The organism is Georgenia subflava (assembly GCF_009193155.1).
Lineage (GTDB): Bacteria > Actinomycetota > Actinomycetes > Actinomycetales > Actinomycetaceae > Georgenia > Georgenia subflava.
In genome coordinates this window covers 454813-471320 of sequence record NZ_VUKD01000001.1, presented here as the reverse complement: position 1 = coordinate 471320, position 16508 = coordinate 454813, and the positions used below count along the sequence as shown (strand labels likewise).

The following is a 16508-nucleotide window of genomic DNA, read 5'->3' as shown; positions in this document are numbered from 1 at the left end:
GCACGAGCCGGGACGGCAGCGGCGCTCGCCCTGTGGACGACGCGGCAGGAACCGGGTGCTGTGGAACGGGCACCAGCGTCGGAGCTGCCGGCCCCAGCTGATCCGCGGCCCGGCCGTCGCGAGACGTGCGGCCCGCACCGCGGCGCTCCGTCCTTCTGACGTGCGGAGCACCTCAGCGCTCCGCGCGCCCTCCTGACGTGCGGCCCGCACCTCAGCGCTCGGCGTGCCCTTCTGACGTGCGGAGCACCTCAGCGCTCCGCGCGCCCCTTCTTTCGGCCCTTCCGGTCCTTGCGGTCCTTGCGTCGCGGTCGGTCGTAGTCCGGCTCGCGCTCGATGCCGTGGAGCGGTGCGTCGTCGACGCGCGTGCGTGCACCGGTCAGCGGGTCAGGCTCGATCATCCGCGGCACGTCGTCCACGGCCGGTCGGTGCTCGAGCGGCACGTGGGACGCCGCCGCCTCGGCCGGGCTGGCACCGGTCACCGCCTCACGCGGGGTGACCGAGCTGGGTGCGGACGCCGGCGAGGCGCCCGTGCCTGGGAACGCCGGTGAGTCCGCCGTCCGTGCCGGCGCCGGCGAGTCAGCCGTCCTCGGCGACACCGCGGACTCCGCCGTCCGTGCCGACAGCGAAGAGGCCGCCGTCCGCGCCGACGTGACGCCGTCGCCCTGGCCGGTCCGGCGCTCGCGCAACCCCATCGCGCCCGCCCGCTCGGCGCGTGCGGCGGCCAGTCGCTCGCGCTGCCGGCGCTCGCGCTCGGCGCGCTCGCGGCCGAGCCGTACGGCCGCCTCGATGCGCCCTCGCGACGACCGTGCGATCTCCTCACGATCGGACGTCGCCTCGTCGTCGCCCCGACGGCGCGGCGCGTCGAGCTCTTCCGGCAGGGCCTCGAGCGAGGACGACCGGCCCGCTGCGCGGGATGCGGCCCGGCCGGAGGACGGCAACCCGAGGGCGGGCCCGGAGGTCCATGTCCCGGTGGCGGGCTCGGAGCTCCGGAAGGCGGGCTCGGAGCCGCGCGTCTCGCCGGCGGGCTCGGACGTCCGTGTCCCTGCGGCGGGTTCGGAGGCGGGTGTCTCGCCGGCGGGCGCCTCGGCGGCAGCCTGCCCGGTGGCCGACGCGTCGTCACCGACCTCGTCCCCCTGCGCCGTCGCGGCTGCACCCTCCCGACGGGGCGCACGGTTGCCGGCGGACGACGGTGTGCCGTGCCCCGCCCAGCCCGGGAGCGAGCTCGGCGGGGCCGAGGTGAACGTGTGGGGGACGGACGTGTCGCCGTCGTCCGCCCGTGGCTCTTCCTGCGTGATCTCGCCCTGCGCGGCCTCGGCCGCGGCCACCGAGTCCTCCGGCCCGGCCTCGCCCAGCCGGGCGTGCTCGGCGTGCAGCCGGTCCAGCTCGGCGGAGAGGTTCTCCCGGGCCGCGTCCTCCCACTGGGCGCCCATCGGGGAGACGAAGATGTCTCGCCGGTTCAGCAGCTTGGTGACGATGGCCGTGCGGGCCTCGACGTAGTGGCGGGCGGGGAGGTGCGCGTACTCCGCGCGCACGGCCTTGCGGTACGCCTGGTACTTCTGCGGCTCCGAGGCGAGCACCGCCAGGTCGGCGTCGCACAGTGCCAGGCAGTCGATGTCACGCCGGCTGGCCTCGTGCCGCTTGAGGTTCAGGATGAGCTCGCCGATGCGTGCCGTGACCCGTTCCGGGACGCCGAGCGCCCCGAGCTCGGCGGTCGCCAGCTCGGCCGAGGCCTCCTCGTCCTCGCCGCCGCTGCGCGAGTAGGCCTTGCGCGCCACCGAGCTGAAGACGGCGCCGTGGTACCAGGCGGCGAGCCGCACGGTGTCGGGATGGTGCGTCTCCTCGGCGAGCTCGTCGACCCGGGCGAGGACGTCGATGAGGTGCCGGAGGTTGTGGAAGTGCCGGTCGGCCGCCTGCCAGCGGTCCAGCAGACGCCGGCACGTGGATTCGATCTCCTCGCGGGGGGCGGTGGCCCCGACGGCGAGCACGCTGCGGACGAACGCTGCGGGCAACCATTGCGGTACGTCGGTGACGCCCATGGCTCCGATCCTTGCAGGTCTCGTTCGGACGCGGAGATCGTAGACCTTCGTGACGCCCGCTCCTTCCACCAGCGTAGGCATCGTGGCGAGCATCACGCCCGGCGGTCCGGGGACGGCGGTGGCTCGGGCGAGGGCGGCGACCCCGGTAGAGTTCGCCGAATGTCACAACCGTTGGACTCCTCGCACGTGCTGCTGACGGGCGGTACGGGCTTCGTCGGCCAGGCCGTGCTGGAGAAGCTCCTCTCCGCCTACCCCACCACCCGGATCAGCCTGCTCGTTCGTCCGCGCGGCGACCTCACCGCCGAGCGCCGGGTCCAGAAGCTGCTGCGCAAGCCGATCTTCAAGGCGTGGCGCAAGCAGGTGGGCGAGGAGAACGCGGCCGCGATCTTCGCCGAGCGCGTCGCGGTCGTCTCCGGCGACCTCGGTGACGTCCCGCCCCTCTCGGGCGACATCGACGTCGTCATCCACTCCGCGTCCACGGTGTCCTTCGACCTGCCCGTCGACGAGGCCTTCACCGCCAACGTCGGCGGCCCGGTCTCGCTCTACCAGGCCCTGATCGACTCCGGCGCCGACCCGCACGTCGTCCACGTGTCCACCAGCTACGTCGCGGGCCTGCGCAAGGGCGTGGCCGAGGAGCGTGCGCTGGACCACGAGATCGACCGCGACCTCGAGCTCGCCTCCGCCGTCATCGCCCGCGAGGAGGCCGAGGCGGCCTCCCGCACGCCGGAGGTGCTCGGCCGGCTCCTCGAGGAGGCGAAGAAGGAGCACCGCCGCGCCGGCGCGGGCGCAGTCTCGGCCGCGGCGGAGGAGAAGCGGCAGGCCTGGGTCCGCGACCAGCTCGTCGAGCACGGCCGCACCCGCGCTCTCTCGCTGGGCTGGCCCGACGTCTACACGTTCACCAAGGCCATGGGCGAGCGCGTCGCCGAGGAGATGTGGGCCGGCACCGGGCACCGGCTGTCCGTCGTCCGCCCGACGATCATCGAGTCGGCCCTCAAGCACCCCTACCCGGGCTGGATCGACGGCTTCAAGGTCGCCGACCCGCTGATCGCCGCCTACGGACGCGGCCTCCTCCCGGAGTTCCCGGCGCTCGCCGACACCGTGCTGGACATCATCCCGGTGGACTTCGTCGTCAACGCCATCCTGGCCGCCGCTGCCGCCCCGCCGCCGGCCGAGGACTCCCACTACTTCCAGGTCAGCTCGAGCATCACCAACCCGTTGCGCCTCGGTCAGCTCGTCCACCTGGTGCGCGAGTACTTCTCCGCCAACCCGCTCAAGGACGCCGAGGGCGCTCACGTGGCCGTCCCGGCCTGGTCGTTCCCGCACCGCGGCGCCGTCGAGCGCGCGCTCGGCCGTCGTGAGAAGGCGGTCGACCTGGCCGACCGGGCGGTCGGCCGGCTCCCCGCCAACGAGCGCACCCGCGGCTGGATGTCCGCGTTGTACAAGGCCCGCCGCGACCTCGGCACGCTGCGCAAGTTCACCTCGCTGTACCAGCCGTACACCCAGACCGAGGTGATCTTCGACGACGCCCGCACGCGCGAGCTGCACGCCTCCCTGCCCGCCGAGCGGCGTGCCGAGCACGGCTTCGACGTCACGGAGATCGACTGGCGCCACTACCTCCAGGAGGTCCACATCCCCGGGGTGCCCGGGCTGATGCGCGACCGTGGCGCCAAGGAGGCTCCCGCCGCGCCAGCCGAGCTGCCCCGCCGCACCGACGTGCTGGCGGTCTTCGACCTCCAGCGCACGGTCGCCGCCGCGACGCTGGTCGAGCAGTACCTGTGGGTCGAGCTGGCCGCCCGGCCGCCGTCGAGCTGGGCGACGAACCTCGCGAACCTCGTGGCCCTCGGGCCGCGCTACCTCCAGGCCGAGCGCCGCGACCGCAGCGACTTCATCCGCACGTTCATGCGCCGCTACGAGGGCGCCGACGAGGCGGAGCTGCGCGCCGTCATCGCCCGCACCGTCACCCCGTCGCTGCGCCGCGGCCTCCTCACCGACGCGATCGAGCAGATCCGGGCGCACCGCGCGGCCGGTCACCGCACGGTGCTGGTCACCGGCGAGATCGACGTCTTCGTCGAGCCGCTCGCGCCGCTCTTCGACGAGATCGTCGCCGGGAAGATGGAGACCGACGACGACGGGCGCTGGACCGGGCACCTGGCCACCTCTCCGCTCGTGGGGGAGGCCCGCGCCGCCTGGTTGCGCCGCTACGCGCGCGAGCACGGCCTGGACCTGGCGGAGTCCTATGCTTACGGGGACAGCTATGCGGACCGGTCGTGGCTCGAGGTCGCCGGACACCCCAACGCCGTGAACCCCGACGCCAGCCTCTACCGGTACGCGCGGGCGCGGCGCTGGCCGATCCACACCTGGACCGCCACCGCCGAGGGCCGGCTGTCCCCGGTCCTGCGCAGCATCAAGGGAGCACGCAAGGCATGAGTCAGGCCAGCTCACCCCGCCCGACGGCGGCACGTGCGTCGGCACCCGAGGGTTCCGTCCTCCGCGGGCGCGCCCTCGTCACCGGGGGGACCTCCGGCATCGGTCTCGCCTTCGCCCGGGCGCTGGCCGCTCGAGGCTGCGACCTGGTGCTGGTGGCGCGGGACGAGGCCCGGCTGGCCAAGACCGCCGAGCAGCTGCGCTGGCGCTACGGTGTCGAGGTGGAGACCGTCGTGGCCGACCTCGCCGACCGGGAGGCCCTCCAGGCCGTCGCCGCGAGGCTCGGGGACACCACCACGCCGGTGGACATCCTGGTCAACAACGCGGGCAAGGGGGTGCACGTCCCGCTGCTCGCCGAGGACACCTCCGAGCACGAGCACGCCCTGGACCTCATGATCCGCGCGGTGCTCGTCCTCGGTGCCGCGGCCGGCCGGGCCATGAAGGCCCGCGGGCACGGTGTCATCGTCAACGTGACCTCCGTCGCCGGGCTCATCCCGATGGGGTCGTACTCGGCCGTGAAGTCGTGGGTGCGCACGTACTCGGAGTCGCTCTCCCTGGAGCTCGCCGGCACCGGCGTGACCGTCACCGCGCTGCTGCCCGGCTGGGTGCGGACGGAGTTCCACGAGCGGGCCGGCATCCGCGCCAGCTCCATCCCGGACGCGCTGTGGCTGGAGGCCGACCGGGTGGTCGCCGACTGCCTCGCCGACGTGGAGAAGGGCAAGGTCCGGTCGGTGCCGTCCAAGCGTTTCCAGGCGCTGGCCTTCCTCGCCGAGCACGCACCCCGCCCGCTGGTGCGCCAGGCCACCGCCGTCATCAAGGGGAGCCGACGATGAGCCACCGCGTCCCGAGCCTCAAGCGCTACCACGCCGGCTGGCACCGCGCCGCCCGCTACGTGGCGCAGCGGATGGTGCTGCGCCCGGTGGTGCGCACCGTCACCCGCACCACCGTGGAGGGGCTGGACAACCTCGACGGGCTGGACGAGGCCTACGTCGTCGTCGCCAACCACTGCAGCCACCTCGACACCGCCGTCCTGGTCACCTCGTTGCCCAAGACGGTGACCAAGCACCTCGCCGTCGGCGCAGCGGCCGACTACTTCTTCAGCCGCTGGTACATGAAGGCGGCGACCTCGCTGTTCTTCAACACCTACCCGATCCACCGCACCTCCGGCGGCAAGCGCACCGGCAAGGGCCTGTCCCAGCGACTCCTGGGCGAGGGCGTCCCGCTGCTGATCTTCCCCGAGGGCACCCGCTCGCGCGACGGCGCGATGAAGCGCTTCAAGCCGGGCGCGGCCACCCTGTGCGTGGCCAAGTCGGTCCCGTGCGTGCCGGTCGCGCTGCTCGGCACCTACGAGGCCATGCCGGTCGGACGGAACTGGCCGGTTCCCGGGCGCCCACGGGTGCGGATGCTCGTCGGGCGGCCCATGCGCCCGCGCCCGGGGGAGAAGGCGCGCGACTTCAACGACCGCGTCGCGGCCCGGGTCGAGACCATGCTCGCCATGCAGACGCCGTACGTGCTCGGCGACACCCGCCCGGGCCGCGAGGTCGGCGACAACCAGCAGGAGGAGGCTTCATGAACGGTGTCCAGCACCAGAAGTGGTGGGGCTGGGGGGTCGAGGGCATCGCCTTCAACTACCGCGACAAGCCCAAGATGGCACCGTTCGTGATGGACAAGGTCGGGATCGACCTCTCCGCGCCCGGCACCCCGCCACCGGCGTTCGAGGAGATCGCCGTCCCGGCACCGCGGCTCGGTGACGAGCTCGCCGTGACGCTGCGGGCCGCCGTCGGGGACGAGCAGGTGGTCACCGACGACATGGACCGTGTGGTGCACACCTACGGCAAGGGACTGGCGGACCTGGTGCGGGTGCGTGCCGGGGACCTGCCGCGGGTGCCCGACGTCGTGGTCTACCCCGCCGACGAGGACCAGGTGTGCGCCGTCGTCGACGCCGTGGTGGCCGCCGACGCCGTGCTCATCCCGTTCGGGGGCGGCTCGAACATCTCCGGCTCGCTGACCCCGCCGCCGGCCGAGGAGCGCACCGTCGTCTCGCTCGACCTCGGGCGGCTCAACCGGGTGCTGGAGGTCGACGAGTCCGCCGGGCTCGCGCGCATCCAGGCCGGCGTGCTCGGGCCGGACATGGAGGAGCAGCTGAACGCGCGCGGCTGGACGATGGGGCACCAGCCGGACAGCTTCCGCCACTCGACCCTCGGCGGCTGGATCGCCACGCGCTCGTCGGGCATGCAGTCCGACAAGTACGGCGACATCGCCGACATCACCCGCGGGCTGCGGATGGTCCAGCCGGGCAAGGTCGTGGTGCTGCGGCCGCTGCCGTCGACGTCGTCCGGACCGAGCGTGCGCGAGATGATCCTCGGCTCCGAGGGGCGCCTGGGCGTCATCACCGAGGCGTGGGTCAACGTGCACCGGATGCCGGAGAACCGCGACATCATCGCCTACCTGTACCCGAGCTGGACCGCCGCGCTCGCGGCGATGCAGGAGATCTCGACGTCGGACGCCCACCCCACGGTCACGCGTGTCTCGGACGCGAACGAGACGGCGTTCTCGTTCTCGACGCAGAAGAAGTCCAAGGGTGTCTCCGGCAAGGTGCAGAAGGTGCTCTTCGACGTGCTGCAGCGGCGCGGCTGGGACCTCGACGCCGTGTGCCTGTCCTACGTGGGCTACGAGGGCGGCGACGCCCGGGTGAAGGCCGAGAAGTCGGTCGTGGGCAAGATCGTCAAGAAGCACGGCGGCATCAAGCTCGGTCGCGGGCCAGGCGCGCTGTACGACCAGAAGAAGTTCGACACGCCCTACATCCGTGACTTCCTGCTCGACATCGGCGCCATGGGGGACGTCTCGGAGACGGCCGCGCCGTGGTCGAAGCTGCAGGACGTGTACTCCGGGACGTTCCGCTCCGCCAAGGAGGCGTTCGACCAGATCGGGTGCCGCGGGTTCATCATGTGCCACCTCTCGCACAGCTATCACTCCGGCGCGTGCCTGTACTTCACGTTCGCATTCGCGCCCGGTACCGACGTGGCGGCGGAGCAGCTCGAGAAGTACTGGGTGGTCAAGAACGCGATCCAGCAGTCGTTCATCGACACCGGCGCCACGATCTCGCACCACCACGGGGTGGGCACCGACCACGCGCACTGGCTCGAGGAGGACATCTCCACGGCCGGCACGGACGTCATGGTCGCCCTGCTGCGCGGCGTCGACCCGGGCCGGAACCTCAACCCGGGGACCATCCTGCCCGCGCACCGGGAGTGGTGACGCACCGCGAGGGTGACGCACCGCGAGGGTGACGCACCGCGGGTGGTGATGCGCCGCGAGTTGTGGGGTTGCCCCCTAGCGGTGGCGCACCGCTAGTGCGGCACGCCGCGAGTGGTGGCGTGCGCCTAGTGGTGGCACGCCGCTCGTGGTGACTCGCCGCTTTCGATGACCCGGCTGGTGGTGGCGGATACTGGCCGCATGCCCGGCTGCTGCGACCCAGGTGCGTACGACGTGCCCTTCTCCGAGGCGAACGCGCGGCGCGACGCTGCGCGCTACCGCCGCCGCGGGCTGGACCGGGTGTCGGCGGCGATCGTCGACCAGGTCGTCGCGCGCGGCGTCGAGGGCCGGACGGTGCTGGAGATCGGGGCGGGTGTCGGGGTGCTGTCCGTCGAGCTTCTGCGGCGGGGAGCCGGTTCGGCGACGTGCCTCGAGCTCGCCACGACCTACGAACGTGAGGCCGCCGCTCTCGCCGGTGAGGCGGGGGTCTCCGACCGGATCGTCCGGCGGCGCGCGGACATCGTCGCCGACCCGGCCGCGGTCGCCCCGGCCGACGTCGTCGTCCTGAACAGGGTGGTGTGCTGCTACCCCGACGACGTCGCGCTGCTCGAGGCGGCGGCGAGCCATGCCCGTGAGCTCGTCGTGCTGAGCTTTCCGCGGCCGGACGGGCTCACCCGTGCGATCGTCGCGGTGTCCAACGCGGTCGTCGCTCTGTCCGGGACGTCCTTCCGCGGGTACGTGCATCCGTGGACTCGGATGCTCGACACCCTCCAGCGGTGCGGGTCAGCGGTCCGGCTGGTTCGCCGGGGCCTGGTCTGGCACGTCGCGGTCGGCGTCCGGCCGGGCTAGGGCTCGACCGGTCCGGAGACCGGCAGGGCCACCTGGACTGTCGTGCCCCCGCCCGGAGTCGGTACCACCCGTACCGCACCGCCGTGGGCGCCGAGGACGGCGGCCACGATCGCCAGGCCGAGCCCCGAACCTCCGGAGCTGCGCGTGCGGGAGGGATCCACGCGGTAGAAGCGCTCGAACACCCGGTCGGCGTCCGCCGAGGCGATGCCCGGTCCGTGGTCACGCACCTCGAGCTGCGCCCAGCCGGGCTCGATCATCCCGACGGCGACCTCGACGGCGGTACCCGTCGGGGTGTGCTGAAGCACGTTGCCCATGAGGTTGGCGACGACCTGTCGGATCCGGTTCGCGTCCGCGGTGACAACGACCGGGCCGGGCGCCGGGGTCGCGGCGCCCCGGTCGCCGGGCGAGGTGCCGTCGTCGTACGTGCCGCCGTCGTACGTGGCGACGGGTGGCGAGCCGGCACTGCCGGGAACGGCCGTGCGTGGTGCGGTGGCGCCGTCGGGCGAGGTCGCGGGTGCCGTGGTGGTGCCGCCTGACGCTGGGACAGGCGGCGAGCCCGCGCCGCCGGCCGCAGGAACGGCGAGGGGGACGACGTCGACCGGCCGGGTCGGGTCCTGGGCGTGCAGGTCGGCCGCGGCGTCCCGGGCGATCGCGGCGAGGTCGACACGGTCGAGGTGGAGGGGGCGGCCCTCGTCCAGCCGGGCGAGCTGCAGCAGGTCCTCGACCAGCACACCCATCCGCTTGGCCTCGGACTCGATGCGACCCATCGCCTGGGGCACGTCGTTCTCGCTGACCCCGCCCATCCGGTAGAGCTCGCCGTAGCCGCGGATGGTCGCGAGCGGGGTGCGCAGCTCGTGGGAGGCGTCGGAGACGAAGCGTCGCATCCGCTGCTCGGACGCGGTGCGGGCGGCGAAGGACTGCTCGATCTGGGCCAGCATGACGTTCAGCGAGCCGGCCAGCGAGCCGACCTCCGTCGTCGCCGGGAGGGTGGGGACCCGACGGGACAGGTCGCCCGCGGCGATGGCGCCCGCCGTCGACTCGATCTCGCGCAGCGGGCGCAGCGCGCGGCGCACGGCAACGAGCGCCGCGACGGCGCCGACCGCCACGATGACGATGCCGGACAGGAGGATCAGCCAGCTGGTGCGGCCGATCGTCAGGTCGACCTGGGCGAGCGGCACCGCGACGGTCACCGCCCCGACGGTCGGTCCGCCCGGCACCTCGCTGACCGGCAGCGTGGTGGCCCGCCAGCGCACCAGCGAGTTCTCGCCGGGGACCGTGACGGGCTCGCGGTCGGCGTCGCCGAGCGAGTCCAGATCGACGGTGTCCACCGCGGGCCGGCCGACCGAGTCCTCGGTCTGGGGGTTGATGAACACGGCTACGGTCTCGTCGCCGACTTGAACTCGCACGTAGTAGTCGGACGGGAGCACATAGTTGGGGCTCACGCGGCCGGCGGTGAGCTGGTCCACGGTGCGTTGGCCGAGGTCGCCGGCGGAGTCGGTCAGGTTCTGGTCGACCTGACTGATGAGGTGCGAACGCAGGAGCGTCATCGTCGTCGCCCCGGCGGTGACGAGCCCGACGAGCAGGAGGCCGGTGATGATGGCGACGAGCCGTGCGCTGAGCGGGACGGCACGCCAGCGCTGATGCAGGCGGGCAAGCATCAGCGCGGCTGCCGGCGGAGCACGTAACCGACGCCGCGCCGGGTGTGGATGAGCGGCTCGAGCTGGGAGGCTGCTGCACCGGACAGTCCCAGGTTGTCGGCGGAGTCGATCTTGCGGCGCAGGTAGGAGATGTAGGACTCCACGATCGCGGCGTCCCCGGCGAAGTCGTAGTCCCAGACGTGGTCGAGGATCTGGGTCTTGGAGACGACGCGCTCGGCGTTGATCATCAGGTAGCGCAGGAGCTTGAACTCGGTGGGGGAGAGCTCGACGAGCCGGCCGGCGCGGCGCACCTCGTGGGCGTCCTCGTCGAGCTCGAGGTCGGCGTAGGCGAGGGTGGCGCCGTCGTTCTCCTGCGGGGGACGGGTGCGGCGGAGGACTGCTCGGATGCGGGCGACGACCTCCTCGAGGCTGAAGGGTTTGGTGACGTAGTCGTCGCCGCCGACGGTCAGTCCCTGGACCTTGTCGGACATGTCGTCGCGGGCGGTCAGGAACAGCACGGGGATCGTCTCGCCGCGTGCCCGCAGGCGGCGTAGCACGGTGAAGCCGTCCATGTCGGGGAGCATCACGTCCAGCACGACGAGGTCGGGCGGGTTCTGGGCGGCGGTGCTCAGCGCCTCGTTGCCGTCGGCGGCGGTGTCGACCTCGAACCCGGCGAAGCGCAGCGACGCGGAGAGCAGCTCGCGGATGCTCGGTTCGTCGTCGACCACGAGCAGCCGAGCCTCGGTCGCCTCGGTGCTCGTCGAACGGGTGCTGAGGTCCATGCCGACCAGTCTTGCGCGCCTGGCTGGAGGTTGCCTGGGAGCGGCCTGGGGGGACGCCGGAAGTGGGAGGGCCGAGCGGTCAGAAGATCAGGGCGGTGTAGAGCACCAGGGTGGCGATCAGGACGGCGGCGACGACGCCGGCGAGGACGCGGTGCCAGAGGGGCCGCAACGGTGTCGGCTCCGGCTCGGCGGCGCCGGTCCAGCCCTGGTCGGCGCCTGTCCACCTCTCCTCGGCGCCATTCCAGCCCTCGTCGGCGGCGGCCCAGCGGTCCGGCTCGCTCACAGCAGGACCGAGCCGGAGATCCGGGTGGCGGTGTCGCCAGCGACCCAGACCTCGCCCTGCGCAGTGCTCACGTGCACCCGACCCGACCGCCCGAGCACGGTGCCCTGTGCCGCGACGTAGGTGGACGGGGCGAGGCCGGCGTCGGTGAGCCACCGGCCGAGCCCGGCATTGAGGCTTCCGGTGACCGGGTCCTCCACCCCGGTGCCCATGATCGCCCGGACCTCGAAGTCGGGACGATCATCGACGCCGGCGGCGCCGTCGTCGTCGGGGAAGGCGCCGACGACACCGACGAAGAGGTCACCGAGCGCCTGGTGGTCGGGGCGGATGGCGAGAACCTCGTCCGCAGACGCGACCAGGAGACCGAGCCACTGCGGCCCGTTGACGAGCCAGGAGGAGTCGAGGATGTCGGCAGGGGCGAGCCGCAGCCCCGCAGCGGCCTGCGCGAGGGTGGCAGCGTCGGCGGGCTCGTACCGGGTCAGCTCGGGACCGGCGAAGGCCCAGCGGCCGTCCGACTGCCTCAGTGGCACGAGCCCCTGCGCGCACTCCTGAACCAGGTGGCCGCTGCTGCGCGGCTGTCCGCCCGCCTCGAGCCACGCGTGTGCCGAGCCGAGGGTCGGATGCCCGGCGAAGGGCAGCTCCTCGGCGGTGGTGAAGATCCGGACGCGGTAGTCGGCCTCGGGTGTGGTCGGTGGCAGGAGGAAGGTGGTCTCGGAGAGGTTGGTCCAGGCTGCGAAGCGCTGCATCTCCGTGTCGGACAGTCCGTCGCCGTCGATGACGACGGCGACCGGGTTGCCGCCGAACGGCTCGGCGGAGAAGACATCGACCTGGGCGAAGCGGCGAGTGTGCACCTGCCCAAGGTACTCAGTGGTGCGGCGCCAACGGCGTGCGGGCGGTCACGCACGGCGCATCCTGGGCGTGTCGCGCGTCAGGTTGCGTGGGGTGTGGGTTCGATGGTGGTGCCGTCGCGGCGGGTGAAGTGCCAGTGGGTGCCGCGGTTCTCGATGGTGATGCGTCGTTTGTGGACGAAGTCGTGGTGGTGCCAGCAGAGCAGGATGCCGTGTTTGAGGTCGGTGGTGCCGTGCTGGGACCACCACCAGATCGCGTGGTGGATCTCGCCCTCGCCTGGTGGGGCGTCGCAGCCGGGGTAGCGGCAGGTGCGGTCGCGGGCGATGATCGCGCGGGTCTGGGCGGTGGTGAAGAGGCGTTTCTCTCTGCCGGTGTCCAGCACCTCGGAGGCGGGCCCGAAGACGACGCGGTGGACCTCGCTGGTGCAGGCGATGCGGGCCAGCAGGGACGGGGCAAGCGGGGTGCCGTCGTCGAAGGTCGCGGGTTCGACCTCGGTCATGGCGGCGGGGTCGAGGTCGGCACCGATGACTGCCTCGGGCAGCGGTTGCCCGCACCCGCAGGTCCCTGGCTCCTGGTCGGTGGGTGTTCCGGTCCCGAGAGCGAGGGCGGTCGCGTCGAGCAGGTCGCCGGCGCCGGTCGGGTCGTGCGCGTCGTCGGCCACCGCGCCGTGACCGGTGCTGTCGTCGTCCTCGCCCCGCGGTGCCCCGAACGCCGCGCCGGGGTGGGTCGGGAGCGGGCAGCCGGGGTGGCGGCGGGTGGGTGCGGACGCGGCGATCAGGCGCTGGAGGGTCTCGAAGGGGACGTGGACGCTGAGGTGGGGGCGGATGCGGGCGCCGGGGCGCAGCGTCCCGGAGTCCAGGGCCAGGTGGGCCAGGGAGGCCAGGGCGCCGGCGTAGCGTTGCCCGGCGGTGCGGTGGTCACCGGCGGCGGGGGTGCCGACCCGGGCGTCCAGGGCGGCCCGCACGGCCTCGCCGGAGGCCTTGGACAGCCACCCGCCGGGGACGTAGCCGTCGGTGGTCTCGGCCAGGTAGAACTCTTCCCGGTCGGACTCGGCGACGTAGGCGCGGTCGGCGGCGTCGGGGTCGGCGCGCAGCCCCCAGTGCTTGAGCACGATCGTGAAGGCCGAGGCGTCCAACGACCTGGCCTGGGCGAGGAGGAAGTCCTCTCCGACGGCCGGGTCGGTCAGCTTCGCCCGCCGGGCTTCGGTGTCGGTGGTGTGCTTGACCAGGGCGGCGGCGTGGTCGGCGCTGATCTGAGCGTCGGCGAGGGCGGCGGCGGTGGCGGGCAGGTGGTCGCGCAGCGCCCTGGCCTGGCGCACCTGCGCCGTGGCGGTGGACTTGTGCCGGCCCGTGCGGGCCCGGTACCAGGTCGGCATGGACCGGGCGCCGTCCAGCGCCCAGAGCCCGCCGGCCTCGATCGTGGCCAGCGCCCGGGCGGTGAGGGCCTCGACCTGCCGGTGGGCGTGCTCGAGGTCGTCCAGGGCATCCATCACCGCCTGCCCGGGCACGGTGTGCAGGTCGATCCCGGCGAGCCCGCACAGCAGCTCCTGGACCTGGGACAGGCCCGCCGCCAGCGCCGCGGCCGGGCCGGCGTCGTCGATCGGGGACATCGGGGCCTCCCTGCCACGCCACGTCGTCGGGGTACGAAGAACGGGTCGTTCAACCACCCCCACCGTATCGAACGCACGTTCATGAATGCAAGAGGAAATGGTGCGTGAATTAAATTTGTGGAAAGGGTGGCAACAACGCCCCACTGTGGATAAACCGGCCTGTGGAAACGTTGGCATCTCGCGGCTTCTGTGGATGCGACGGTAACAATGCAACGCTCACACGGAAGGGTCATCAACTTCGCTGACGTGCCTCGCCGAAATGGCGTAGATCCGGCAGCTGTCGCATTCGGAATTCAGAGGTTTCGGTAGGTCGTCCGGCCGGCGACCAGCGTCGCAGCCACCGGCATCGCACGTAGATGAGCCGCCATCGCCGCCGTGTCCAACGTTGCGTCTACGCGAGCACGGACGCCCCGCGACGTGACGGCAGAGTCGGAGGCGTCCGGGGCCACGGGAGCAACCGGCACGAGCCCGGGACCAGCCAGCGGATCAGCGTCCAGCAGCACGATGTCGCCACGGGAACCGGCCTCCACGGTGCCCTGCCCGTCGGTCGACGCCGCCAGCGCCTCGACCGCCGTGATGTGCTGCTCCGGGTGCCAAGCAGGACGCTCGTCCCCGCTGCGGTGCACGGCAGCCGCCATCGCCAGCCACGGGTCCAGCGGCGCCACCGGTGCGTCGGAGCCGAACGCGACGCGGGCGCCCGCATCGAGGAGCTCGCGCAGCACGAACACCCGGCCGCCTCGTCCGGGCCAGCGGTCCTCGGTGATGTCGCGGTCGTCGAGCAGGTGCGCGGGCTGGATGCTCGCCACCACGTCGAGCGCAGCGAACCGCGACGCCTGGCCGGGCGACAAGAGCTGCGCGTGCTCGACCGACCCGCTCGCGCCGGCCTCCTCGATCGCGTCCAGCGCGATACCCACGGCCGCGTCGCCGATCGCATGGATCGCGACGGCGAGCCCGCCCGCGGTGGCCCGCCGCACCAGGTCGACGAGCTCGTCCGGCGCCACGTTCTGCACCCCGTGCGGGTGCGCGGGATCCAACGGGTGCGAGTACGGGGCGACGGTGTGCGCCGTCGCCGTGTTGAGCGAACCGTCGGAGATCACCTTCAGCGGTCCCATGGTCAGCAGCCCCCGGCCGCCGTGCAGCCGGTCCCCGGTGCGGAGGCCGGCGGCGAGGATATCGTCGAGGCGGTCGGCGTAGGTGGCGGTGCGCAGGCGCAGCAGGTCGAGACCGGCCGCGACCCGTCCCGGCCAGTCCTGGGCGTTCGCGGCCCACTCCATGTCGGTGATGCCGACGATCCCGCGGGCGGCCGCCTCGTCCATCGCGCGTCGGTACCCGGCGGTCGGGTCGGGGCCCGGCAGCTGGGCGAGCCGGGTCAGCGCGGCGAACCAGTCGTTCTCCCGCACGAGGCCGTCGTCGTCGGACGTCGGCGGGACGTCGAGCAGCTGGCGGGCACGGCTCGAGAGCCACCCGCAGTGCACGTCGCCGGACATCAGGATCACCGGCACGTCGCCGGCGACGGCGTCGAGCGCGGCCAGCGACGCGTTGTCGGGCCAGAGGGCGTGCCGGAAGCCGTAGCCGACCGCGGGGAGGTCGCGCCGTGACGGTGTGGTGGCCAGCAGGTCGCGCACCAGCGTCAGGGTCTCGGCGGCACTTCCTGCTGCCGAGACGTCGAGCCGGCCGAAGGTCTGGGACCACTGCGTCAGGTGCACGTGCTGGTCCCACAGGCCGGGAACCACCCAACGGCCCGCAGCCTCGATCACGTCCTCGCCGGGGGCGCGCTCCAGGTGCGGCGCCGCCTCGGTGACGACGCCGTCGACGATCCGCAGGTCCAGCGGGCCGGAGGGGGGCGCCGCTCGGGTCGCGCCAGCTTGCGACGTCGTCGGGCCGGGACGGGTCGTCCGTCCATCACTTCCGGGAGTCGGCCCTGGCGGGCGCGCCGACGGCACCGTCACGGGCCGCGCCTCGCGGATCAGGACCGAGCCGGTCAGGTCTGCGTCGGGTGAGCTCATCGCAACGGCCCCCAGCGGCCGGCCGCGACGGCGGCGAGGAGCGCGAACGTCCTCATCGGACCGGTCCGGCCGACCGCAGACCGCGACGGCGATGACCGGGGCACGACCGCGCACGCCTCGCGTCGAGGACGGGAGGTCTCATCGGTGCCCTCCGGAGCGCTCGTCGGCCGGTCAGAGGTAGCGCGTGGGGTCGAACATGGTGAGCGGGATGATCCGCACGCGCGGCAGCACCGTTCGGAACGCGCCGATGTCGTCCTCGAGGTCGTAGATGTGCAGTCCCCGCTCGGTCAGGCCGGCCAGCTCGCCGTTGAGGAACTCACGGAAGCAGAGCACACCGACGCGGCGGCCGGCGTCCAGGAGCCGTTCCACCTGGGGGATGTAGTCGCCGTCGTGCGAGGCGAGCAGCACGTCGCCCTCGCCCTGCTCGAGGATGGCGTCCATCGTGCGCTGGATACCGATGTCGACGACCTTCTCCGCGGAGGTGCCGGCCAGCGGGATGGGGTGGAAGTCCATGGCCAGCAGCGCCTGGACGAAGCTCATCGGCATCTGTCCGTTGGAGGCGTTGAGGAAGAACAGGCCCCGCGCCGCCTCGTCCCAGATGTCGTGGGTGAAGTGCAGGATGCGGTCCCACCGGGGGCGCTCCTCCGGCGTGGGGCGACGGCCCAGCACGCTCATGCCGAGGGTGGCGTCGATGTTCTCACCGTCGACGAGCAGGTAGGTGGTGCGGGTGTCGGACATGAGGTCAGCGTAATGGCGCCGGGGCGCGAATCTTGCGTGGCGC

13 protein-coding genes are annotated in these 16508 nt (G+C 72.9%); 5 read left to right on the top strand and 8 right to left on the bottom strand.

What is annotated here, in order from left to right; genetic code table 11:
• Positions 1-248 precede the first annotated feature (248 nt).
• Complete coding sequence (locus GD748_RS20180; RefSeq protein WP_193312781.1) at positions 249-2036, bottom strand: HD domain-containing protein; 1788 nt, start codon at positions 2034-2036, stop codon at positions 249-251.
• A gap of 159 nt (positions 2037-2195) precedes the next feature.
• Here GD748_RS20180 and GD748_RS02080 point away from each other — a divergent pair, with 159 nt between their 5' ends.
• The 5 genes from GD748_RS02080 (at position 2196) to GD748_RS02060 (ending at position 8564) form a co-directional block, all read left to right on the top strand.
• A complete protein-coding gene (locus tag GD748_RS02080; RefSeq protein WP_152193540.1) occupies positions 2196-4463 on the top strand; it encodes an HAD-IB family hydrolase in 2268 nt (755 codons plus the stop codon).
• Positions 4460-5293, top strand: a complete 834-nt coding sequence (locus GD748_RS02075; RefSeq protein ID WP_152193539.1) for an SDR family NAD(P)-dependent oxidoreductase — start codon at positions 4460-4462, stop codon at positions 5291-5293. The genes GD748_RS02080 and GD748_RS02075 overlap by 4 nt, the downstream gene beginning before the upstream one ends.
• Positions 5290-6033 carry a lysophospholipid acyltransferase family protein gene (locus GD748_RS02070; RefSeq protein ID WP_152193538.1) on the top strand — a complete coding sequence of 248 codons (744 nt, stop codon included), beginning with the start codon at positions 5290-5292 and terminating at the stop codon, positions 6031-6033. Before GD748_RS02075 ends, GD748_RS02070 begins: the two co-directional genes overlap by 4 nt.
• Complete coding sequence (locus tag GD748_RS02065) at positions 6030-7718, top strand: FAD-binding oxidoreductase (protein ID WP_152193537.1); 1689 nt, start codon at positions 6030-6032, stop codon at positions 7716-7718. Before GD748_RS02070 ends, GD748_RS02065 begins: the two co-directional genes overlap by 4 nt.
• A gap of 231 nt (positions 7719-7949) precedes the next feature.
• A complete protein-coding gene (locus GD748_RS02060) occupies positions 7950-8564 on the top strand; it encodes a methyltransferase domain-containing protein (protein WP_193312780.1) in 615 nt (204 codons plus the stop codon).
• On the opposite strand, the gene GD748_RS02055 is transcribed toward GD748_RS02060, so the two are convergent.
• The 7 genes from GD748_RS02055 to GD748_RS02025 form a co-directional block, all read right to left on the bottom strand.
• Positions 8561-10222 carry a sensor histidine kinase gene (locus tag GD748_RS02055; RefSeq protein ID WP_226920656.1) on the bottom strand — a complete coding sequence of 554 codons (1662 nt, stop codon included), beginning with the start codon at positions 10220-10222 and terminating at the stop codon, positions 8561-8563. The two genes, GD748_RS02060 and GD748_RS02055, sit on opposite strands and share 4 nt — an antisense overlap.
• Positions 10222-10983, bottom strand: a complete 762-nt coding sequence (locus GD748_RS02050) for a response regulator transcription factor (protein WP_152193536.1) — start codon at positions 10981-10983, stop codon at positions 10222-10224. Before GD748_RS02050 ends, GD748_RS02055 begins: the two co-directional genes overlap by 1 nt.
• A gap of 79 nt (positions 10984-11062) precedes the next feature.
• Complete coding sequence (locus GD748_RS02045; RefSeq protein ID WP_152193535.1) at positions 11063-11266, bottom strand: hypothetical protein; 204 nt, start codon at positions 11264-11266, stop codon at positions 11063-11065.
• Entirely contained in the window at positions 11263-12114 is an 852-nt protein-coding gene (locus tag GD748_RS02040; protein ID WP_152193534.1) for a PhzF family phenazine biosynthesis protein, read from the bottom strand. Before GD748_RS02040 ends, GD748_RS02045 begins: the two co-directional genes overlap by 4 nt.
• Before the next feature lie 77 nt (positions 12115-12191).
• Positions 12192-13721, bottom strand: coding sequence for an HNH endonuclease signature motif containing protein (locus GD748_RS02035; protein WP_193312779.1), 1530 nt, complete (start codon positions 13719-13721; stop codon positions 12192-12194).
• A gap of 293 nt (positions 13722-14014) precedes the next feature.
• Positions 14015-15727, bottom strand: a complete 1713-nt coding sequence (locus tag GD748_RS02030; RefSeq protein WP_226920654.1) for an amidohydrolase — start codon at positions 15725-15727, stop codon at positions 14015-14017.
• A 171-nt stretch (positions 15728-15898) separates the two neighbouring features.
• Positions 15899-16465: an NYN domain-containing protein gene (locus GD748_RS02025; RefSeq protein ID WP_152193532.1), complete on the bottom strand. Its 567-nt coding sequence runs from the start codon at positions 16463-16465 to the stop codon at positions 15899-15901.
• Positions 16466-16508: the final 43 nt, after the last annotated feature.

Coding starts and splice junctions, on each gene's coding strand:
- GD748_RS20180 (WP_193312781.1), bottom strand. CDS start 2,036: ATGGGCGTCACCGACGTACCGCAATGGTTGCCCGCAGCGTTCGTCCGC.
- GD748_RS02080 (WP_152193540.1), top strand. CDS start 2,196: ATGTCACAACCGTTGGACTCCTCGCACGTGCTGCTGACGGGCGGTACG.
- GD748_RS02075 (WP_152193539.1), top strand. CDS start 4,460: ATGAGTCAGGCCAGCTCACCCCGCCCGACGGCGGCACGTGCGTCGGCA.
- GD748_RS02070 (WP_152193538.1), top strand. CDS start 5,290: ATGAGCCACCGCGTCCCGAGCCTCAAGCGCTACCACGCCGGCTGGCAC.
- GD748_RS02065 (WP_152193537.1), top strand. CDS start 6,030: ATGAACGGTGTCCAGCACCAGAAGTGGTGGGGCTGGGGGGTCGAGGGC.
- GD748_RS02055 (WP_226920656.1), bottom strand. CDS start 10,222: ATGCTTGCCCGCCTGCATCAGCGCTGGCGTGCCGTCCCGCTCAGCGCA.
- GD748_RS02050 (WP_152193536.1), bottom strand. CDS start 10,983: ATGGACCTCAGCACCCGTTCGACGAGCACCGAGGCGACCGAGGCTCGG.
- GD748_RS02035 (WP_193312779.1), bottom strand. CDS start 13,721: ATGTCCCCGATCGACGACGCCGGCCCGGCCGCGGCGCTGGCGGCGGGC.
- GD748_RS02030 (WP_226920654.1), bottom strand. CDS start 15,727: ATGAGCTCACCCGACGCAGACCTGACCGGCTCGGTCCTGATCCGCGAG.
- GD748_RS02025 (WP_152193532.1), bottom strand. CDS start 16,465: ATGTCCGACACCCGCACCACCTACCTGCTCGTCGACGGTGAGAACATC.